Raw genomic sequence first — 22,316 nt, forward strand, 5'->3', positions numbered from 1 at the left:
AGCGCCACCTACGACATCCCGGTGGCGCTGCGCCTCACCGGCGACCTGGACCGGGCCGCGCTGGACGCGGCGGTGCGGGACGTGCTCGACCGGCACGAGGTGCTGCGCACCGTCTACGAGGTCGCCGACGGCGAGCCGCACCAGCGGGTGCTGCCGGTCGCGGAGACCGGCGTCCGGGTCGACGTGGTCGAGGTGCGCCGGGCCGAGCTGGCCGCCCGCGTGGCCGAGGCCGCCGCGTACCCGTTCGACCTGGCCGTGGAGGTGCCGCTGCGCGTCACCCTCTTCGCCGCCGCACCGGACGAGCACGTGCTCGTGCTGGTGGTGCACCACATCGCCGCGGACGGCTGGTCGATGGGCCCGCTGTCCCGCGACGTCGCCACCGCGTACGCGGCCCGCCGCGCCGGCCGGGCCCCCGAGTGGACCCCGCTGCCGGTGCAGTACGCCGACTACGCCCTCTGGCAGCGGGAGCTGCTCGGCGCCGAGGACGACCCGGACAGCACCGTGGCCCGGCAGGTCGCCCACTGGCGGGCGGTGCTGGCCGGCGCGCCCGAGGAGCTGGAGCTGCCCACCGACCGGCCCCGCCCGGCGCAGCCCTCGTACCGGGGGCACCTGGTCGAGGTCGACGTGCCCGCCGACCTGCACCGCGACGTCGTCGGGCTGGCCCGCGCGACCGGGGTGACCGTGTTCATGGCCGTGCAGGCCGCCCTCGCGGTGGTGCTGTCCCGGCTCGGTGCGGGCACCGACGTGCCGATCGGCGCGGCCGTGGCCGGGCGCACCGATCAGGGCCTCGACGACCTTGTCGGGTTCTTCGTCAACACCCTCGTGATGCGCACCGACCTGTCCGGTGACCCGACCGTGGCGGAGCTGCTGGCCCGGGTGCGGGAGACCGCCCTGGACGCGTACGCCCACCAGGACGTGCCGTTCGAACGGCTCGTCGAGGAGCTGGCCCCGGCCCGCTCGCTGGCCCGGCACCCGCTGTTCCAGGTGCTGCTCACCCTCCAGAACCTGGCCACCGGCGCCGGTTCCGCACCCCGGCTGCCCGAGCTGTCCACCGAGTCGTTCCCGACCGACGACGTGCCGGCCAAGTTCGACCTGGACGTCAGCCTCACCGAGGCGTACGACCCGGACGGCGCGCCGGCCGGGATGAGCGGCACCCTGATCGCCGCCGCCGACCTGTTCGACAGGCACACCGTCGAGCGCGTCGCCGGCTACCTGGTCCGCGTCCTGGGCGGGCTCGCCGCCGACCCCGGCGCCCGGCTGAGCACCGTCGACGTGCTCGACCCGGCCGAGCACCGGCGGGTGGTCGAGGAGTGGAACGCCACCGACGCCGAGGTGCCCGCCCGGCCCGTCGCCGACCTCATCCGCGACCGGGCCGCCGCCACCCCGGGTGCTCTCGCCCTGCTCGCCGGGGAGACCCGGCTCGACCACGCTGAACTGGCCGCCCGGGTGGACCGGCTCGCCGCGTACCTCGCCGTCCGCGGCGCGCGCCCCGGCGTGCTGGTCGCAATCTGCCTGGACCGGACCGCCGACCTGGTCGTCGCCCTGCTCGCGGTGCTGCGCACCGGCGCCGCCTACCTGCCGATCGATCCCGGGTACCCGGCCGAGCGGGTCGGCTGGATGCTCACCGACGCCCGGCCCGCGCTGCTGCTCACCACCACGCGGGCCCGCGCCGGCAACGCCGCCCTCGCCGGTGCCGCCGGCGCGCTGCTGCTCGACGACCCGGCCACCGTGTCCGGGCTGGCCGAGGCCGCCCCCGCGCCGGCGGCCACGCCGCGCCCCGAGCACCCGGCGTACGTCATCTACACCTCCGGATCCACCGGCCGGCCCAAGGGGGTCGTGGTCCCGCACGGCGCGCTGGCCAACTTCCTCGCCGCCATGGCCGCCACCACCCCGCTCACCCCGGACGACCGGCTGCTCGCCGTCACCACTGTGGCCTTCGACATCCACGTGCTGGAGCTGTACCTGCCGCTGCTCGCCGGCGCCGCCGTGGTCCTCGCCGACGAGGCAGTGGTCCGCGACCCGGCGGCCGCCGCCGCGCTGATCCGCCGGGCCGGGGTGACCGTCGCCCAGGCCACCCCCGCCTGGTGGCACGCCCTCGCGGCCGGGCACGCCGACGCGCTGGCCGGGCTGCGGGTGCTGGTCGGCGGTGAGGCGCTGCCGCCCGCCCAGGCCGCCGCGCTGACCGCCCGGGCCCGCTCGGTGACCAACCTGTACGGCCCGACCGAGGTCACCGTCTGGGCGACCACCGCCGAGCTGGGCGGCGAGCCGGCCGGCCAGGTGCCGATCGGCCGTCCCCTGTGGAACACCCGGGCGTACGTGCTGGACGCCGCGCTGCGGCCCGTCCCGGTCGGCTGCCCCGGCGAGCTGTACCTGGCCGGCGCCCAGGTGGCCCAGGGCTACCAGAACCGCCCCGACCTCACCGCCGAGCGCTTCGTGGCCTGCCCGTACGGGACCGCCGGGGAGCGGATGTACCGCACCGGCGACGTGGTCCGCTGGCGGGCCGACGGGAGCCTCGCGTTCGTCGGCCGCGCCGACGACCAGGTGAAGATCCGCGGCTTCCGGATCGAGCTGGGCGAGGTGGAGGCCGCGCTGGCCGGGCACCCCGCCGTCGCCCGCGCCACCGCCACCGTCCGCGAGGACAGCCCCGGGGACCGGCGGCTCGTCGGCTACGTGGTGCCGGCCGGCCCCGCCGGGGTGGACGTCGCCGCGCTGCGCGGGCACCTCGCCGGGCTGCTGCCGGCGTACCTGGTGCCGTCGACGGTCGTGGTGCTCGACGCGCTGCCGCTGACCGCCAACGGCAAGGTGGACCGCCGGGCGCTGCCCGCCCCGGACCACGCCGCCGGGGCCGGCCGGGCCCCCGCCGACGCCCGCGAGGAGCTGTTCTGCGCCGCGTTCGCCGCCGTGCTCGGCCTGCCGGCCGTCGGGGTGGACGACGACTTCTTCGCCCTCGGCGGGCACTCGCTGCTCGCCGTCGCCCTGGTGGAGCACCTGCGCGGGCTCGGCGTGACAGTGCCGGTGCGGGCGCTGTTCACCACGCCCACCCCGGCTGGCCTGGCCGCCGCCACGGGCGTCGCGTCGGTGCCCGTGCCGCCCAACCGGATCCCCGACGGCGCCCGGGAGATCGGCCCGGAGATGCTCCCGCTGGTCGACCTCACCCCGGAGGAGCTGGCCACCGTGGTCGCGGCGGTCCCCGGCGGGGCGGCCAACGTCGCCGACATCTACCCGCTCGCCCCGCTCCAGGAGGGCATCCTCTTCCACCACCTGATGGCCGACCGGGACGGCGACGACGTCTACGTGCTGCCCACCGTGCTCCGGTTCGCCACCCGCGACCGGCTCGACGACTTCCTCGCCGCCCTGTCGGCGGTGGTGCGCCGGCACGACATCTACCGCACCGCCGTGGTCTGGGCCGGGCTGCGCGAGCCCGTGCAGGTCGTGGCCCGGCACGTCGAGCTGCCGGTGGAGGAGGTGAGCCTCGCCGGCGCCGCCGACCCGGTCGCCGCGCTGCTCGCCGACGGCGGCGCCTGGCTGGCGCTGGACCGCCCGCCGCTGCTGCGGGTGCGGGTGGCCGCCGAGCCGGGCACCGGCCGCTGGCTGGGCCTGCTGCGCATCCACCACCTCGTGCAGGACCACACCGCCCTGGAGACGCTGCTCGCCGAGGTGCTGGCGTTCCTGACCGGGCGCGGCAACGAGCTGCCCGACCCGCTGCCGTTCCGCGAGTTCGTGGCCCGGGCGCGGCTCGGCGCCTCCCGCGACGCCCAGGAGGCGCACTTCCGGGCCCTGCTCGGCGACGTCACCGAGACCACCGCCCCGTACGGCCTCACCGACGCGCACGGCGACGCCGCCGACCTGCGCGGCGCGCAACGCTTCGTCGCCGACGACCTGGCCGACCGGGTACGCCGGCTCGGCCGCTCCCACGGCGTCAGCCCGGCCACCCTGTTCCACCTGGCCTGGGCGCGGGTCCTCGGCGCCCTCGCCGGCCGGGACGACGTGGTCTTCGGCACCGTCCTCTCCGGCCGGCTGGGCGCCGGCGGCGGCGACGCCCGGGTCCTCGGCCCGTTCATCAACACCCTGCCCGTGCGGGTACGCCTCGACGGCGGCGCCGGCGACGCGCTGGCCGCCCTGCGCCTCCAGCTCGCCGAGCTGCTGGCGCACGAGCACGCCCCGCTCACCGTCGCCCAGACCGCCAGCGGGGTGCCGAACGGGCAGCCGCTGTTCACGGCCCTGTTCAACTTCCGGCACAGCGCGCCCCCGGCCGGCGGGCCCGCCGACGACGGGGTGGACGGCATCGAGCAGGTGGCCTCCCGGGAGCGGAGCAACTACCCGGTCACCGTCTCCGTCGACGACCTGGGGGAGCGGTTCCTGCTCAGCGTCGACGCGGTGGCCCCGGCCGATCCGGACGACGTGTGCGCGCTGCTGCACACCTGCCTGGCGCACCTGGTCGACACGCTCACCGACGCGCCGGACACCCCGCTGGCCGCCGTGCCGGTGCTGGACGGCGACGGCCACCGGCGGCTGGTCGAGGAGCCGAACCGCACCGGCCGGGGCGTGCCGGCGCTGACCGTCCCCGGCGCGTTCGCCGCGCAGGTGGCGCGTACCCCGGACGGGGTGGCCCTTGTCGACGCGGCCGGCGCCTGGACGTACGCCGAACTGGACGCCCGCGCCGGCCGGCTGGCGCGGCTGCTGCGCGACCGCGGGGTCGGGCCGGAGACCGTGGTCGGCGTGCTGGTGGACCGCTCCGCCGACCTCGTCGTGGCGCTGCTGGCGATCCTCCGGGCCGGCGGCGCCTACCTGCCCGTCGACCCCGGCTACCCGGCCGGCCGGATCGCCGACATGGTCGCCGACGCCGCGCCGCGGCTGCTGCTCACCACGAGCGCGGTGACCACCGCGCTGCCGGTGGCGGTCGACCGGCTGGTCCTCGACGACCCGGCCACCCGGGCCGCGCTCGACGCCGCCGACCCGGCCGGGCCCGCCGCACTCCGCCCCGACCACCCGGCGTACGTCATGTTCACCTCCGGCTCCACCGGCCGACCCAAGGGCGTCGTGGTGCCGCACGCGGCGATCGACCGGCTGGTCCGCGCCCCCGGGGTGGCCCCGCTCGGCCCCGGCGACGTGGTGGCGCAGCTCGCCTCCGTCTCCTTCGACGCGGCCACCTTCGAGATCTGGGGCGCCCTGCTCACCGGCGCCACCCTGGCCGTGGCCCCGCCCGGCGCGCTGTCGGTGGCCGAGCTGAGTGCCTTCCTCACCGACCGCCGGGTGAGCACGCTCTGGCTGACCGCCGGCCTCTTCCACGAGGTGGTCGACGCCGACGTCACCGCGCTGGCCGGCCTGCGCCAGCTGCTCGCCGGCGGCGACGTGCTCTCCCCGGCGCACTGCCGCGCCCTGCTGGAGCGGCTGCCGCACGTCCAGCTCGTCAACGGGTACGGCCCGACGGAGAACACCACATTCACCACCGTCCACCCGGTACGCCCCGACGACCTGACCGGGCCGGTGCCCATCGGCGCGCCCGTCCCGGACACCCGGGTGTACGTCCTCGACGCGGCGCTGCGGCCGGTCCCGGCCGGGGTGGTCGGCGAGCTGTACACCGCCGGCGCCGGCCTGGCCCGCGGCTACGCCGGCCGGCCCGGCCTCACCGCCGAACGCTTCGTGGCCTGCCCGTTCGCGCCCGGGGAGCGGATGTACCGCACCGGCGACCTGGTGCGCCGCGACCCCGACGGGCGGCTGGTCTTCGTCGGCCGGGCCGACGCGCAGGTCAAGCTGCGCGGCTTCCGCGTCGAGCCCGGCGAGGCCGAGGCGGTCCTCGCGGGCCACCCGGAGGTGGCCCGCGCCGTGGTCACCGTCCGCGAGGACACCCCCGGCGAGAAGCGGCTGGTCGCGTACGTGGTGCCAGCCGACAGGTCCGCGCTGGGTGACGCCCTGGTGGCCGCGCTGCGCGCGCACGCCGCCGACCGGCTCCCCGACTACCTGCTCCCCGCCGCAGTGGTGCCGCTGCCGGCGCTGCCGCTGACCGCCAACGGCAAGGTCGACCGGGCCGCCCTGCCCGCACCCGAGCAGAGCGCCGGGAACGGCCGGCCGGCGGCCACCGCCCGGGAGGAGATCCTCTGCGGCGTCTTCGCCGAGGTGCTGGGCCGGCCCACGGTCGGGCCGGACGACGACTTCTTCGCCCTCGGCGGGCACTCGCTGCTGGTCACCCGGCTGGTCAGCCGGGTCCGGGTGGTGCTCGGCGCGGAACTGCCCATCCGCGCGGTGTTCGAGGCGCCCACCCCGGCCGGCCTGGCCGACCGGCTCGCCCGGGCCGTCGCGCCCGACCGGCCCGCGCTCACCGCCCGGCGCCGCCCCGACCGGGTGCCCCTGTCGTACGCGCAGCGGCGGCTGTGGTTCCTCGGCCGCCTCGAAGGGCCGAACGCCACCTACAACATCCCCCTCGCGCAGCGGATCGACGGGCCGGTGGACACCGACGCGCTGGCCGCCGCGCTACGCGACGTGGTCGGCCGGCACGAGGTGCTGCGCACCGTGTTCCCGGTCGCCGACGGCGAGCCGTACCAGCGGGTGCTGCCGCTCGACGGGTGCGGCTTCGCGCTCCGCGTGGTGCCGACGCCCGCCGACCGGCTCGCCGACGCGGCCGGGGAGGCGGCGGCCACCTCCTTCGACCTCGCCGTCGACCTGCCGGTGCGCGCCTGGCTGTTCACCGCCGGCCCGACCGAGCACGTGCTCGTCCTGCTGGTGCACCACGTCGCCGGCGACGGCTGGTCGATGGCCCCGCTGGCCCGCGACCTCGCCACCGCGTACGCGGCCCGCCGCGCCGGCCGGGCCCCCGAGTGGACCCCGCTGCCGGTGCAGTACGCCGACTACGCGCTCTGGCAGCGGGACCTGCTCGGCGCCGACGACGACCCGGAGAGCGTGCTCGCCCGGCAGGTCGCCTACTGGCGGGCCGCCCTGGACGGCGCGCCGGAGGAACTGGAGCTGCCCGTCGACCGGCCCCGCCCCGCCGAGGCCGGCCACCGCGGCCACGACGTGCCGCTGCGGGTGCCCGCCGAGGTGCACGCGCGGCTGCGCGAGGTGGCCCGGGCCGAGGGCGTCACCGTCTTCATGGTGCTCCAGGCCGCCTTCGCCACCCTGCTGTCCCGCCTCGGCGCCGGCCGGGACGTGCCCATCGGCTCGGCCATCGCCGGCCGCACCGACCAGGGGCTCGACGAGCTCGTCGGCTTCTTCGTCAACACGCTCGTGATCCGCACCGACCTGAGCGGCGACCCCACCTTCCGCCGGCTGCTGGCCCGGGTCCGCGCCACCGGCCTGGCCGCCTACGAGAACCAGGACGTGCCGTTCGAGCGGCTGGTAGAGGAGCTGGCCCCGGCCCGCTCGCTGGCCCGGCACCCGATCTTCCAGGTGATGCTCACCCTCCAGAACACGGCCGCGGCCGGCGGCGAGCTGGCCGGGGCCCGCACCGGTGGCCTGCCGGTCGGGCTCACCGCGGCCAAGTTCGACCTGGAGGTGACGATCGGCGAGGCGTTCGACGCCGACGGCACGCCCGCTGGGCTGGACGGCGCGCTGATCGCCGCCGCCGACCTGTTCGACAGGGCCTCGGCGGAACGGATCGCCGACCGCCTGGTCCGGGTGCTCGACGCCGTCACCCAGGACCCGGACCTGCGGGTCAGCCAGGTCGACGTGCTCGACTCCGACGAGCGGCGGGCCGTGCTCGCCGGCTGGAACGACAGCGCCCTGCCGGTGCCGTACACCACCGTGCCGGCGCTGTTCGCGGCCCAGGTCGCCCGCACCCCGGACGCGACGGCGGTGACCTGCGGCGGGACCCGGCTGACCTACGCCGAACTGGACGCCCGGGCCAACCGGATCGCCCGGCACCTCGTCGGCCGGGGCGTCGGACCGGAGTCGGTGGTGGCGGTCTGCCTGCCCCGCTCGGCCGACACGATCGCCGCCCTGTTGGGCGTCTGGAAGGCCGGCGCCGCGTACCTGCCGGTCGACCCGGCGTACCCGGCGGACCGGGTCGGCTTCCTGCTCGGCGACGCCGAGGCGGTCTGCGTGCTCACCGCGACCGGCCCGGCGGCGACGCTGCCCGCCGGCGCGCCGGCGACCGTGCTGCTGGACGACCCGGCTGTCGCGGCCGAACTGGCCGCCCTGCCCGGCGCCGACCTCACCGACGCCGACCGGCGGGCCCCGCTGCTGCCCGGGCACCGGGCGTACGTCATCTACACCTCCGGCTCCACCGGCCGGGCCAAGGGCGTGGTGATCGAGCACCGCACCGCCGTCGGCCTGCTCACCTGGGCGGCCGGGACGTTCAGCCGGGAGGAGTTCTCCCGGGTGCTCGCCGCCACCTCGCTCAACTTCGACGTGTCGGTCTTCGAGCTGTTCGGGCCGCTGGTCTCCGGCGGCAGCATCGAGGTGGTCCCGGATCTCCTGGCGCTCACCGACCGGGCGGGCGCCGGCTGGTCGGCGAGCCTCATCAGCGCGGTGCCCTCCGCGCTGTCCCGGGTCCTCGGCGACGACGTGCGCGCCGCCGCCCGCACCGTGGTGCTGGCCGGCGAGGCGCTCACCGCGTCGGCGGTCAACCGGGTCCGCGGCGCGCTGCCCGGGGTGCGGGTGGCGAACATCTACGGCCCGACCGAGGCCACCGTCTACGCCACCGCCTGGTGGACCGACGACGACGTGGCCGGCGTCCCGCCCGTCGGCCGGCCGATCGCCAACACCCGCGCGTACGTCCTCGACGACCACCTCACCCCGGTCCCGCCGGGCGTGGTCGGCGAGCTGTACCTGGCCGGCACCCAACTCGCCCGCGGCTACCTGGGCCGGGCCGGGCTCACCGGGGAGCGCTTCGTGGCCTGCCCGTTCGACGGCGACGGGCAGCGGATGTACCGCACCGGCGACCGGGTCCGCTGGTCGGCCGACGGGCAACTGGTGTTCGCCGGCCGGGTCGACGAGCAGGTGAAGATCCGCGGGTTCCGGATCGAGCCGGGCGAGGTGCAGGCCGCGCTGGCCGCCCACCCGGACGTGGCCGAGGCCGTGGTGCTGGCCCGCCAGGACGTGCCGGGCGACCCGCGGCTGGTCGGCTACGTCGTGCCGGCCGGCCCGGACGTCGACGCGGCCGGCCTGCCCGAGGCGGTCCGCGGGCACCTCGCCGGGAGGCTGCCGGCGTACCTGGTGCCGGCCGCCGTGGTGGTCCTCGACGCGCTGCCCGTCACCGCCAACGGCAAGCTCGACCGGCGTGCCCTGCCGGCCCCCGAGTTCGGCGCGGGCGCGGGCGCCGGGCGCGGCCCGGAGACCCCCCGCGAGGAGACCATCTGCGCGGTCTTCGCCGCGGTGCTCGGGCTGCCCGCCGTCGGCGTGGACGACGACTTCTTCGCCCTCGGCGGGCACTCGCTGCTGGCCGTCACGCTTGTCGAGCGGCTGCGCCAGCGTGGCGTGTCGGTGTCGGTGCGGGCGCTGTTCCAGACCCCGACGGTGGCCGGGCTGGCCGCCGCCGCCGGCCGGGAGCAGTTGGCCGTGCCGGCGAACCGGATCCCCGCCGGCGCGGACCGGCTCACCCCGGAGATGCTGCCGCTGGTCGAGCTCACCGACGAGGAGATCGCCACGGTGGTCGCCACCGTGCCGGGCGGCGCGGCGAACGTCGCCGACGTCTACCCGCTCGCCCCGCTCCAGGAGGGCATGCTCTTCCACCACCTCATGGCCGGCCGGGACCGCGAGGACGTCTACGTCATGCCGGCCCTCGTGGAGTTCGACTCCCGGGCCCGGCTGGACGCGTTCGCGGCCGCGTTGCAGCAGGTCATCGACCGCAACGACGTCTACCGCTCGGCGGTGGTCTGGGAGGGGCTGCGCGAGCCGGTGCAGGTGGTGTGGCGGCGGGCCATGCTGCCGGTGCGGGAGGTGACCCTCGAACCGGGCGACGGCGACCCGGCTGACCGGCTCCGGGAGACCGTCGGGCTGGCCATGGACCTGGGCGCCGCGCCGCTGCTGAGCATCCACGCCACGCCCCGCCCCGACGGGACCTGGCTGGCGCTGCTCCGGGTGCACCACATGGTCCAGGACCACATGGGCCTGGAGGTGCTGCTCGACGAGGTCCGGGCGATCCTGCTCGGCCGCGGCGACCAGCTGCCCCCGCCGGTGCCGTTCCGCGACTTCGTGGCGCAGGCCCGCGCCGGGATCTCCACCGACGAGCACCAGCGCTACTTCGCCGACCTGCTCGGCGACGTGACCGAACCGACCGCCCCGTACGGCCTGCTCGACGTGCACGGCGACGGCGCCGGCCTGGTCCGCGCCGGACTGCCGCTGGCGCCCGAGGTGTCCGCGCGGGTCCGGGACGTGGCGCGCCGGCTCGGGGTGAGCCCGGCGACCGTGCTGCACGTGGCCTGGGCCCGGGTGCTCGCCGCCGTGGCCGGCCGCGACGACGTGGTGTTCGGCACCATCCTCTTCGGCCGGTTGAGCACGGGTGCGGACCGGGTGCCCGGCCCGTTCATCAACACCCTGCCGGTCCGGGTGCGGGTCGGCGGCACCGGCGCGGCGGCCGCGGTCACCGCGATGCGGGACCAGCTCGCCGCGCTCCTGGAACACGAGCACGCGCTGCTCACCACCGCGCAGCAGGCCAGCGGCCTGGCCGGCAGCGCGCCGCTGTTCACCGCGCTGTTCAACTACCGGCACAACACCCCCGGCCAGGCCGCCGCGCACGGCGAGGAGGAGATCGAGGGCATCCGCGCGCTGTCCATGCGGGAGCGCACCAACTACCCGATGTCGGTCGCCGTGGACGACGACGGCGCGGGGCTGCGGGTGAACGTCAACGCCGTCTCCCCGGTCCGCCCCGACGCGGTCTGCGCGCTGCTGGCGACCGCCACCGCGAACCTGGTGGACGCGCTGGAGGCCGGGCTCGACGGTGGACCCGACCTCCCGCTGACCGGCGTCGACGTGCTCGACCCGGCCGAGCGGCGGCGGGTCCTGGTCGACTGGAACGACACGGCCACGCCGGCGGCGGACCTGACGGTGGCCGAGGCGTTCGCCGCCCGGGTGGCCGCCGACCCGGACGGGGTCGCCCTGGTGTCCGGTGACGTGACCCTGACCTACGCCGAGCTGGACGCCCGGGCCGGGCGGCTGGCCCGTCGCCTGGTCGCGGCGGGCGTGGGCCCCGAGTCGCCGGTGGCCGTGGTCATGGAACGCTCCGCCGAGCTGGTGGTGGCGCTGCTGGCCGTGGTCCGGGCCGGCGGCGTGTACCTGCCGCTGGACGTGGCCTGGCCGCTCGCCCGGATGCGGACGGTGGCCGCCGACGCGGGCGCCCGGGTGGTGCTGGTGCACGCGCCGACCGCCGGGCACGAGTTCGTCGCCGCGGCCGGCGACGCCGTCATCGTGGCCGCCGACACCCACGAGGACGCGCCCGGAACCGCGCTGCCCCCGGTGACCCCGTCCGCGGCCGTGTACTCGATGTACACGTCGGGCTCGACCGGGGTGCCGAAGGGCGTGGTGACCACCCACCGGGACGTGGTGCGCCTCGCGTACGACCGGGGGTGGGGGAGGACGCCCCGGGTGCTGTTCCACGCGCCGCACGCGTTCGACGCGTCGACCTACGAGATCTGGGTGCCGCTGCTCTCCGGCGGGACCGTGGTCGTCGCCCCGGCCGGCGCCATCGAGCCGGCGGTGCTGCGCGACCTGGTCACCAGCCACGACCTCACCCACGTCCATGTGACGGCGGGCCTGCTGCGGGTGCTCGCCGAGCAGGACCCGGCCTGCTTCGCCGGGCTGCGCGAGGTGCTCACCGGCGGCGACGTGGTGCCCGCCCCGGCGGTCCGCCGCGTCCTGGAGGCCAACCCGGGGGTCCGGGTCCGGCACATGTACGGCCCGACCGAGATCACTCTCTGCGCCACGCACCACGTGGTCACCGACCCGACCCAGGTGGGCGACGTCCTGCCCATCGGCCGCCCCCTGGACAACACCCGCGTTTACGTGCTTGACGACCGGCTCCAACCCGTTCCGGTGGGTGTGCCGGGGGAGCTGTACGTGGCCGGCGCCGGTGTGGCCCGGGGCTACGCCGGCCGGCCGGGGCTGACCGCCGAGCGGTTCGTGGCCGACCCGTTCGGCGGCGGCCGGATGTACCGCACCGGCGACCAGGTGCGCTGGACGCCGGACGGGACGCTCGTCTTCGTCGGCCGCGCCGACGAGCAGGTGAAGATCCGCGGCTACCGGGTCGAGCCCGGTGAGGTCGAGGCCGTCCTGGCCGCCCACCCGGTGGTGGCGCAGGCGGCCGTGCTGGTCCGCGAGGACACCCCCGGCGACAAGCGCCTGGTCGCCTACCTGGTCGCGGTCGAGGCCGGCGCGGAGGTCACCGACACCGTGCGGGCGTACGTCGAGGAGCGGCTGCCCGGATACCTGGTGCCGGCCGCGTTCGTCGCACTCGACGCGCTGCCGCTGACCGGCAACGGCAAGCTCGACCGGGCCGCCCTGCCCGCGCCGGGCACGCCCGCCGGGGGTGGCGGGACGGCCCGGGTCGCCCCCGGCCCCCTGGCCGTGCTGGAGGAACGCATCTGCGAGGCGTTCGCCGAGGTGCTCAGCCTGCCCACGGTCGGCGTCGACGACGACTTCTTCACCCTCGGCGGGCACTCGCTGCTCGCCGTCGCCCTGGTGCAGCGGCTCAAGGTCCGCGGCATCGCGGTCACCGTGCAGGAGGTGATGGCCAGCCCCACCGTCACGGGGCTCATGAACACCCTGAGCCTCTCCTCGGTGCGGGCCTCGCTCGACGTGCTGCTGCCGATCCGCACCGGCGGCGACCGGCCCCCGCTGTTCTGCGTCCACCCCGCCGGCGGCCTGAGCTGGTGCTACATGCCGCTGGCCCGGCACGTGCCGGAGGCGTACCCGATCTACGGCCTCCAGGCCAGCGGCCTTGACGGCGTCGGCACGCTCGCCCCCTCGCTGCGCGAGATGGCCGCCGACTACGTGACGCGGATGCGGGCGGTGCAGCCGTCCGGGCCGTACCTCGTGGTGGGCTTCTCCTTCGGGGTCGCGCCGGCCCACGAGATCGCCGTGCAGCTCCGCGAGCAGGGCGAGCGGGTGTTCCTGGTCATCATGGACTCCTACCCGCCGGACGAGGACGACGAGCCCGGGGCCCCGGCCGAGGAGGTGCCCTGGGAGGAGCTGATCCGGGCCGAGTTCGGGCACGTGATCGCCGGCTTCTCCGACGACGAGGTCGGCCTCCTGGCCCGGGTCGTGCAGAACAACACGGTGGTCCGCGCCGGGCACCGCTACCGGGTGTTCGACGGCGACGCCCTGCTGCTCACCTCCACCGACAGCGCCCCCGACGGCGAGCCGGTCGCCGGCCGGTGGGCCCGGCACGTCACCGGCACCGTCACCGAACGGGCCCTGCCCTGCTCGCACGACGAACTGGTCCGCCCCGACATCCTCGGCCAGGTCTGGCAGGCCGTCGCGGCCTGGCTGCCCGACGACGGACCGGCGGCCTGACGCCCCACCCCAACGGAGAGAGGAACGACATGCAACCCACCTCGCTGGTGTGCGTACCCTTCGCGGGCGCCGGCGCCTCCTTCTTCCACCCGTGGGCCGCGCTCGTCGGGGAGCGGCTGCGGATCGTCGCGCTCCAGCCGCCCGGGCGGGAGTGGCGGCTCGCCGAGGAGCCGTACACCGACGTGGCGACGGCCGCCGACGGGCTGCTGCCCGGCCTGGTCGAGCAGGTCGACGGGCCGGTCGCCCTCTTCGGGCACAGTCTCGGCGCGGTGCTCGCCTACGAGCTGGCGCACCGGCTGGTCGCCCGCGGCGCCCCGGTCACCCGGCTGATCGTCAGCGGCAGCCCCGGCCCGTGGACCGCACGCACCAACCGGGCCACCGGCCTCGCCGACGACGACTTCCTGCTCCGGGTACGCGAGTTCGCCGGCTACGACCACGAGGCCCTCGCCGACGAGGAGATGCGCGAGCTGATCCTGCCCATCCTCCGCGCCGACGTGGAGATGCACGAGAACTACCGGCCGGGCTGCGACGAGCCGCTGCCCGTCCCGATCACGGCCGTGCACGGCCGGGACGACGAACTGGTCACCACCGCGCAGACCGGCGAGTGGAGCAAGGCGACAAGCGGCGAGTTCACCCAGGTCGAGGTCGACGGCGGGCACATGTACCTCACCGAGGACGCCGCCGGGCTGCTCCGGCTCGTCGAGAGCGAGCTGGCCCGCGGATGAGCGCCGACGCCCCCACCAGTACCGCCGGCGCGGCGCGGCTCGCCGGGAAGACCGCCATCGTCACCGGCGCGGCGCGCGGCATCGGCCGGGCCTGCGCCACCGCCTTCGCGGCCCAGGGCGCCGACCTCGTGCTGCTCGACCGCGCCGAGGACCTGCCCGGGGTGCCCTACCCGCTCGGCACCGCCAGTCAGCTCGCGCACACCGTCACGCTCTGCCGCGACCTGGGCGCCGCCGTGCTGCCGGTCCGCGCCGACGTCCGCGACCTGGCCGCGCTGGTGGCCGCCGTGGAGCAGGCGTGCGAGCGCTTCGGCACGGTCGACGTGCTGGTCAACAACGCCGGCATCGCGGCGCCGTCCGGGAAGACCGCCGACGAGATCACCGAGGACGAGTGGTCCCTCATGATCGACGTCGACCTCTCCGGGGCCTGGCGGATGACCAAGGCCGTCGGCGGGGTGATGACCGCCCGGCGCGCCGGCAGCATCGTCAACGTGGCCTCCACCGCCGGGCTGGTCGGCTACCGGCACTTCGCCGGGTACGTGGCGGCCAAGCACGGCATCGTCGGCCTCACCCGGGCCACCGCCCTGGACTACGCCCCCATGAAGGTCCGGGTCAACGCGCTCTGCCCCGGCTCGGTCCGCGACGACCACGCGGTGGAGGGGCGGATGCTCTCCGAGATCGCCCGCTCCCTCGACGTGCCGGTCGCCGAGCACGAGGAGACCTTCCTTCAGGCGCAGCCCATGAACGCCCTGATCGAGCCGGAGGACGTCGCCGCGGCCGCCGTCTGGCTGGCCTCCGACGAGTCCCGACAGGTCACCGGCTCCGTCCTCACCGTCGACGGCGGATTCACCACCCGCTGAACCCCAGGGAGAGCATGTGCGTACGCTCCAGCCGCCGCCGGCCACCGGGCCCCGCCGGCACCCCGCCGCACCGGCCGGCGCGCCGGACTGCCACGCGCTGCGGATCCGGCTCGACCCTCCGGTCGACGACGAGACGGTCGGGGCGCGGCTCGCCGCCCACGCCGGCACCGCCCGGCTCTGGGTGGAGCCCGTCCCCGATCACGCCGACTCGCCGGCCGCCGTTCGCCGCCGCGACCGCGAGCTGTCCCGGCCGGTGGCCGCCGGCCTGCGGGCCGTGCTGATCCGGTACGCCGACGGCCCCGCCGACCTGGTCCTGGTGGCCCGGCGGGACGCCTGGGACCCGCCCGCGCTGCGCCGGCTCGGCGCGGCGTTCCGCGGCGGCACGGCCGACCCGGCGCCCACCCCGGCCACCGACCGCCCGGCCGCCCCGACCGGTGCCGTCCCCGCGTGGGGGCTCGGCGACCCGCGCGCCGGCGACGCCTGGGGTGAGGACCGCACCGTCCTGCCCGGACACCCCGGCGGCGACCCGGCGACCTGGCTGGCCGCCCTGGCCGTGCTGCTCGCCCGCTACCAGCCGGAGGAGACAGCGGTGGTCGGCGCGCTCGGCGTCCGGGCCGGCGAGGACGTCACGGCGCTGGCCGTGGCGACCCCGGACGACCTCCCGCTGGACGCGCTCACCGCGCGGCTGCGGGACCACCTCGCCGCGCCCGCCGACCCGGCGCCGCCGCCGACGGTCTCGATCGGCCTCGCGTTCGACCTCGGCGACCCGGCCGACGAGTACGTGCCCTGCCTCGCCCCGCGCTTCCCGCTCACCGTCGTCGTCGGCCGGGACGCCGACGGGCACGTCGAGCTGCGCTGGCGGCACCCGCTGCGGGCCGTGTCGCCGGCCGTCGCCGCGCAGGTCGTGCGGCACCTCGCCCACCTGCACCGGCAGGTCACCGCCGCTGCGCCACCCCCCGTCGGCGCCGCCGACCTCGACGACCCGGCCGGGCGGGAGTGGATCGCCGCCCTCGGCCGACCGGCCCGGCCCCTGGTGAGCACGCCGCGGCGGCTGCCCGACGTCTTCGCCGACCGGGTGGCCGAGCGCCCCGACGCGGTGGCCCTCTCCGCCGAGGACGCCCGGGTCAGCTACCGGGAGCTGGACGAGTGGTCGAACCGGCTGGCCCACGGGCTGCGGGCGCACGGCGTCCGGGACGGCGACCTCGTCGGCGTGTGCCTGGACCGCTCCGCCGAACTCGTCGCCACCCTGCTCGCGGTGCTCAAGGCCGGCGCGGTCTACGTGCCCATGGACACGGCGTACCCGGCCGACCGGCTCGCGTACACGGTCCGGGACTCGGGGCTCGCCGTGCTGGTCACCACGCACGCCGAGTTCCCCCGGGTCGACGGGATCACCCCGGTCACCCCGGCCGCGCTGGCCGAGGCGGGCGACGCCGGGGCGGACGCGCCGCCCGCCGTCACGGCCGGACCGGAGGACCCGGCGTACGTCATCTACACCTCCGGCTCCACCGGCCGGCCGAAGGGGGTGGTGGTCCCGCACGCCAACGTGGTCGCCCTGCTCGACGCCACCCGGGCCGACTTCGGGCTCGGGCCGGCGGACGTGTGGACGTTCTTCCACTCCGCCGCGTTCGACTTCTCCGTGTGGGAGATCTGGGGCGCGCTGCTCACCGGCGGGCACCTCGTCGTCGTGCCGTACTGGGTGTCGCGTTCCCCGGAGCAGTTCCACGAGCTGCTGGTCGAGCGCCGGGTCACCGTGCTCAACCAGACCCCGTCCAGCTTCGCCCAGCTCGTCGAGGCCGACCGGGAGGCGGCCGGCCCGCTCGCCGTACGCCTGGTGATCTTCGGGGGTGAGCCGCTGGACGCGCGGAGCCTGCTGCCCTGGTTCGACCGCCACCCGGAGTCGGCGTGCCGGCTGGTCAACATGTACGGCATCACCGAGACCACCGTTCACGTCACCGCCGGCGACGTCACCCGGGCCGGCGCGCTGGCCGCCTCCCGCTCCGTCGGCCGGCCGCTGCCCGGCTGGTCCGTCCGGATCCGCGACACCGCGGGCCGGCCCGTCCCGCCCGGCGTGCCGGGGGAGATCCACGTCGGCGGCGTCGGAGTGGCAACCGGCTACCTGGGCCGCCCCGACCTGACCGCGGAGCGCTTCGCCGTCGACCCCGAGACGGGGGAGCGGACCTACCGCTCGGGGGACCGGGGCCGGCTGCTGCCCGACGGCACCCTCGAACACCTCGGCCGGATCGACAACCAGGTGAAGCTGCGCGGCTTCCGGATCGAACTGGACGAGATCCGCTCGGTGCTGACCGAGTGCCCAGGTGTGGCGGCGGCGGCCGTGGTGCTGCGCCGCGCCGACCCGGACGACCCGGCCACCGGCCGGATCGACGCCTACGTGGTGCGCACCGGGGGCGGCGACGCGCCGCTGCGCGAGCGGCTGCGCCGGATGCTGCCCGAGTACATGCTCCCGGCCACCATCACCGACCTGCCGGCCCTCCCGACCACCGCCAACGGCAAGGTCGACCGGGACGCCCTGCCCGAACCGGCCGCCGAGCCGGCCACGCCCGAGGCGCCCGCCGAGGCGGCCGGGGACGACCTGGCCGGCGGGCTGCTCGGCGTCTGGCAGCAGGTGTTCGGCCGCCCGGTGGGCGTCGCGGACAACTTCTTCGAGTTGGGCGGCAACTCGCTCCTGGCCGTGCGGATGGCGGCCATCATGCGCGAACGCGGGCTGCCCCGGCTGCACCCGCGCACCCTCTACCTGAACCCGACCCTGCGTGGCCTCGCCGACGCGCTGCGCACCGGCTGACGCGGGCACGGCCACGTGGGATGCTGGTCGGACCCAGTCGAGCGGGCCGTTCAGGGGGTCAGCGATGAGCGACGAGCCCTACGACGTCGACTACGACGAGGTCTACCGCGACACCGCCGGCTCGGGCGGCCCGCCCTGGGACATCGGCGGTCCCCAGCCGGCACTCGCGGCCGTGCTCGACGGCGCGGTGCGGGGCCCGAAGGTGCTCGACATCGGCTGCGGCGCCGGTGACCTCGCGATCGCCCTGGCCCGCCGCGGCCACCAGGTGACGGCCGTCGACATCTCGCGGGTGGCGATCGACCAGGCCCGCGCCAAGGCCGCCGGCGAGGGCCTCACCGTCCACTTCGAGGTCCAGGACGCCACCCGCCTGTCGCTGCCGTCGGCGCCGTTCGACTCGATCTTCGACTCCGGCCTGCTGCACAGCCTGGTCCGGCGCGGCGGCGGCGCCGCGGACGCGTACCTCGCCGCGCTGCCGGGCCTGGCCGCGCCGGGCGCCACCGTCTTCGTGCTGGCGGTCTCCCTGGCGGACGGCCAGGGCTGGGGCGTGACCGAGGACCTGCTCCGGGCCGGCTTCGCCGAGCCGGAGTGGACCGGCACGGAGATCGAGGAGATCCAGGTGGCCGCGGAGACCGACGGCCGGCGCCTCTCCCTGCCCGGATTCCTGCTCCGCACGGTCCGCGCGTCCGGCGCCTGACCGGCGCCGCACCCCCCGTCCCGGGTGGACGGAGGCGTGTGCATGCATTCGTGTCGACCATTCTCTGTTTGTGGTACCCATGTGCTGCGCCCTGACGCCGAAATGGCGTACCCGGCGATTCCCGCCGGGACTTCCGGGGCGCGGGACCGTTTTCCGAATCGCATGGAAAGGGCCACTCATGGCTGCACACGTTCGTCGGTTCACGGGGGTCGGCCTGGTGGCGCTGCTGGCGCTGGCCGGCTGCGGCACGACGTCCGGGGAGGCCTCCGGCCGGTCCTCGTCGTCGGCGGCCGCCCCCTCGGCCGTGGCGACCACCGACCCCTCGGCGGCCGCGTCCGTGCAGGAGGGCGTCGACGTCTACCTCAAGCTGCTCGACACCTTCGTGGCGGCGAGCAACGCCGGCGCGGCCGACGCGCCGGACCTGCCGAAGTACGCCTCCGGCCAGGCGCTGCTCACGGTCAAGACCATCCTCACCACCTACCGGGAGCAGGGTGTGCGCACCCAGGGCAACCCGAAGATCGGCAAGCCGGTGGTCACCGCCTACAGCCCGGCCACCGCACCGACAAGCGCCAAGCTCACCGGCTGCTTCGACAACTCCGACTGGCCGTTCGTGAAGGCCGACGGCAAGCCGGTCGACAACCTCGGCCCGCAGCAGCAGGCGCAGGGGCCGAGCGCCGTCAACGCCACCCTGGCGAAGGCCGCCGAGGGCTGGCGGGTCACCGAACTGGTCATCGAGGGCGCCTGCCCGGCCTGAGAAATCCCGTTCGTCGCCGTGCGACCGCCGGAAATCCGCGGTCGCACGGCGATGCTCCCGTCGTATTCCGGCCGCTTTTCCTGGCCGCCGGAAACGTCGGGCGGAAAACCGGCGTGGCCGCCGGAAAAGCAAACGGAACCGACGGGAGGACCCATGGACGCGGACGGTCGAGGCACGGCACCCGAGCGACCCCCGACCCGCACCCGCCGGGCCGTCCCGACGCTGCCGCTCGTCGCCACGGTGCTCACCTTCGCGGTCGGCTTCGCGCAGAAGTGGCCCTGCCACTACGCCGGCTGGCCCTGGGACACCCGGCTCGCCTTCGGCAGCTACTGCTACAGCGACATCCCCATCCTCTTCCGCGGCCGTGGCCTCATCGACGGCGCCTTCCCGTACGCGCCGCAGCCCGCCGGGCCGCCGCTGGAATACCCGGTCGGCAGCGGGTACCTCATGGACCTCACGGCCCGGCTCTCCCGGCTGTTGACCCCCGGCGCCGACGAGGCCACCGCCGCGCAGGCGTACTTCCTCGTGAACGTGGTGGTGCTGCTGGCGCTGGCGCTGCTCACGGTCTGGGCCGTGCACGCGGTGCTGCGCCGCACCGGCGGGCGCACCCGCGACGCGCTGCTGGTGGCGGCCGCCCCGACCCTGGCGCTGGCCGGCACCATCAACTGGGACCTGCTGGCCGTGGCCGCCGCCGTGCTCGCGGTGCTCGCCTGGGCGTACGACCGGCCCCTGCTGGCCGGCGCCATGATCGGCCTGGGCACCGCGGCGAAGCTGTTCCCGCTCTTCCTGCTCGGGCCGCTGCTGCTGCTCTGCCTGCGGGACCGCCGGCTGCGCGACCTCGCCCGGACGCTGGCCGCCGCCGTCGCGGTGTGGCTGGTCCTCAACGCCCCGGTCATGGTGCTCTACCCGGACGGCTGGTGGGAGTTCTGGCGCTTCAACGCCGCCCGCGAGGCCGACTTCGGCGCCCTCTGGTACGCCCTCCAACTCCTCGGCGCGCCGGTGCCGGCGGTCAACGAGGTGGCCCTCGGCGTGCTCGTGCTGCTCCTGCTCGGCGTCGCCGTGCTGGCCCGCTACGCCCGCCGCCCGCCCACCCTCGCCCAGCTCGGCTTCCTCACCGTGGCGGCGTTCCTGCTCACCAACAAGGTCTACTCGCCGCAGTACGTGCTCTGGCTGCTGCCGCTGCTGGTGCTGGCCCGCGGACAGGCGCCGGGGCGGCGGGTGCTGCGCGACTGGGTGCTGTGGCAGGCCGCCGAGGTGCTGCACTGGGTGGCGGTGTGGCGCTACCTGGGGGAGGCGCTGACAGCGGACTGGCAGTATCCGGCCGCCATCCTGATCCGGGTCGCGGTCACCGCGTACCTCTGCGGTCAGGTGGTCCGCGACGTGCTCACCGCCCCGGCGGAGGCCCCGGCCGGCGCACGCCCGGCCCCGCTGCCCGCACCGGCCCCGCAGCCCGCCTGACGGCGCCGCCGACGCGCGACGCCCCCGGCCGCCGAGGGCGGGCCGGGGGCGTCCGGGTGAGCGTCAGTTCTTCGGTTCGGTCCACATGAGGCCGTTGCCGGCCGTGGCGAGCCCGCCCTCGAACAGCGGCGGCTCCTGCGGCGCGTCCTCGCCGAACAGCACCCCCGCCTGGATCTGCGAGCCCTCGAACATCGCGTCGGCGACCAGGCTGGACCGGCCCAGGAAACCGCTGCCGCCGGGGCTGATGGCATTCACCGCCGCGCCCAGCTCGGCGGTGTTCGCGCCCTGCCGGCGGATCAGGTCCGTCGAGCCGGCCAGCGCGTCCTCGCCGGAGGCGACGCCGCCGACCAGCTCGATGAAGGACTGCATGTCCGGCGCGCTGCTCTGCGTGACCTTGCGGGCCTGCCAGAAGTAGGAGTTCTCGTCCACGTGCAGGTCGTAGAAGCTGACCAGGAAGTCGTGGAAGACGGCGTACTCGCGGCGGTAGCGCTGCTCGAACTCGGTGAAGGCCCGCTCCTCGTTCACGGCGCCGGCCAGCACGCTGTTGATCGACCGGGCGGCCAGCAGCGCGCTGTACGTGGCCAGGTGCACCCCGGAGGAGAAGACCGGATCGATGAAGCAGGCGGCGTCGCCGACCAGGCACATGCCGGGGCGCCAGAACGAGGTGTTGCAGTACGAGTAGTCCTTGCGCACCCGCACCTGGCCGTAGTCGCCCTCGGTGACCCGGGTGGCGTCGGACAGGTAGTCGGCGATCAGCGGGCACTCGGCGATCAGGTCGTGCAGCGCCCGCTCCTGGTCGCCCTGCACCTTGTGCGCCATCTCCCGGCGGACGACCGCGCCGACGCTGGTCAGCGTGTCCGACAGCGGGATGTACCAGAACCAGCCGGCGTCGAAGGCGACGCAGAGGATGTTGCCGCTGTTCGGCGCGGGCAGCCGCTTGCCGCCCTCGAAATAGCCGAACAGCGCCAGGTTGCGGAAGAACGGCGAGTATTCCCGCTGCCCGCCGACGGTGCCGTGCAGGCTGCCCTTGTTGCCGGAGGCGTCGACCACGAAGCGGGCGTGCGCCGTGCGGCTCTCCCCGCCCTGCGTGAACCGCACGCCGCGGACCCGCTCGTCGTCGGCGATCACCTCGGTGACGGCGCAGTTCTCCCGGACGTCCACGCCGAGCCGGCGCGTGTTCTCCAGCAGGATCTGGTCGAAGCGCCGCCGCTCCACCTGGTACGCGTGCGACGTCGGCCCGGCCATCCGGGGCGAGACCGCGAACGCGAACGTCCACGGCTCCGGGCTGGTGCCCCACTTGAAGGTGCCGCCCTGCTTCTTCATGAAGCCGGCCGCGGCGATCTCGTCGCCCACGCCGAGCAGGTTGCAGATGCCGTGCACGGTCGAGGGGAGCAGCGACTCGCCGATCTGGTAGCGCGGGAAGGTCTCCCGCTCCAGCAGCAGCACCTTCGCCCCGGCCTTGGCGGTCAGCGAGGCGGCGGTCGACCCACCCGGCCCTCCACCCACGACGATGACGTCGAACTCTTCCGGTTGGCTTGCCACGAATCCTCCTGCCCTGCACGCGGCCGGGGCCCGGGCACGGCGG

At 76.2% G+C, this 22,316-nt stretch carries 8 protein-coding genes (1 of these 8 cut by a window edge); 7 read left to right on the forward strand and 1 reads right to left on the reverse strand.

Features of this window, described 5'->3' with window-relative positions; genetic code table 11:
• The 7 genes from GA0070603_RS00360 to GA0070603_RS00390 all read left to right on the forward strand — a co-directional run.
• Positions 1-13,443, forward strand: the 3' portion of a protein-coding gene (locus GA0070603_RS00360; protein ID WP_091305499.1) for a non-ribosomal peptide synthetase. Its footprint begins 12,798 nt before the window's first position; only the last 13,443 of its 26,241 coding nucleotides appear in the window; the start codon falls outside the window, past its left edge; it ends in the stop codon at positions 13,441-13,443.
• 29 nt (positions 13,444-13,472) lie between these two features.
• On the forward strand, positions 13,473-14,168 hold the full coding sequence (locus tag GA0070603_RS00365; RefSeq protein ID WP_091305502.1) for a thioesterase II family protein: 696 nt from the start codon (positions 13,473-13,475) through the stop codon (positions 14,166-14,168).
• Entirely contained in the window at positions 14,165-15,025 is an 861-nt protein-coding gene (locus GA0070603_RS00370; RefSeq protein WP_091305505.1) for an SDR family oxidoreductase, read from the forward strand. Before GA0070603_RS00365 ends, GA0070603_RS00370 begins: the two co-directional genes overlap by 4 nt.
• Positions 15,026-15,041: 16 nt before the next feature.
• Complete coding sequence (locus tag GA0070603_RS32290) at positions 15,042-17,825, forward strand: amino acid adenylation domain-containing protein (RefSeq protein WP_208862765.1); 2,784 nt, start codon at positions 15,042-15,044, stop codon at positions 17,823-17,825.
• Positions 17,826-17,889: 64 nt separating this feature from the next.
• A complete protein-coding gene (locus tag GA0070603_RS00380) occupies positions 17,890-18,519 on the forward strand; it encodes a class I SAM-dependent methyltransferase (protein WP_091305507.1) in 630 nt (209 codons plus the stop codon).
• A 178-nt stretch (positions 18,520-18,697) separates the two neighbouring features.
• A complete protein-coding gene (locus GA0070603_RS00385) occupies positions 18,698-19,273 on the forward strand; it encodes a hypothetical protein (protein ID WP_139131781.1) in 576 nt (191 codons plus the stop codon).
• A gap of 153 nt (positions 19,274-19,426) precedes the next feature.
• Positions 19,427-20,731 carry a glycosyltransferase 87 family protein gene (locus GA0070603_RS00390; protein WP_167544459.1) on the forward strand — a complete coding sequence of 435 codons (1,305 nt, stop codon included), beginning with the start codon at positions 19,427-19,429 and terminating at the stop codon, positions 20,729-20,731.
• Positions 20,732-20,794: 63 nt separating this feature from the next.
• Here the strand turns inward: GA0070603_RS00390 and GA0070603_RS00395 are convergent, their stop codons facing one another.
• Positions 20,795-22,273: a tryptophan 7-halogenase gene (locus GA0070603_RS00395; protein WP_244282325.1), complete on the reverse strand. Its 1,479-nt coding sequence runs from the start codon at positions 22,271-22,273 to the stop codon at positions 20,795-20,797.
• Positions 22,274-22,316: the final 43 nt, after the last annotated feature.

Source organism: Micromonospora chersina (genome assembly GCF_900091475.1).
Taxonomy (GTDB): Bacteria; Actinomycetota; Actinomycetes; order Mycobacteriales; family Micromonosporaceae; genus Micromonospora; species Micromonospora chersina.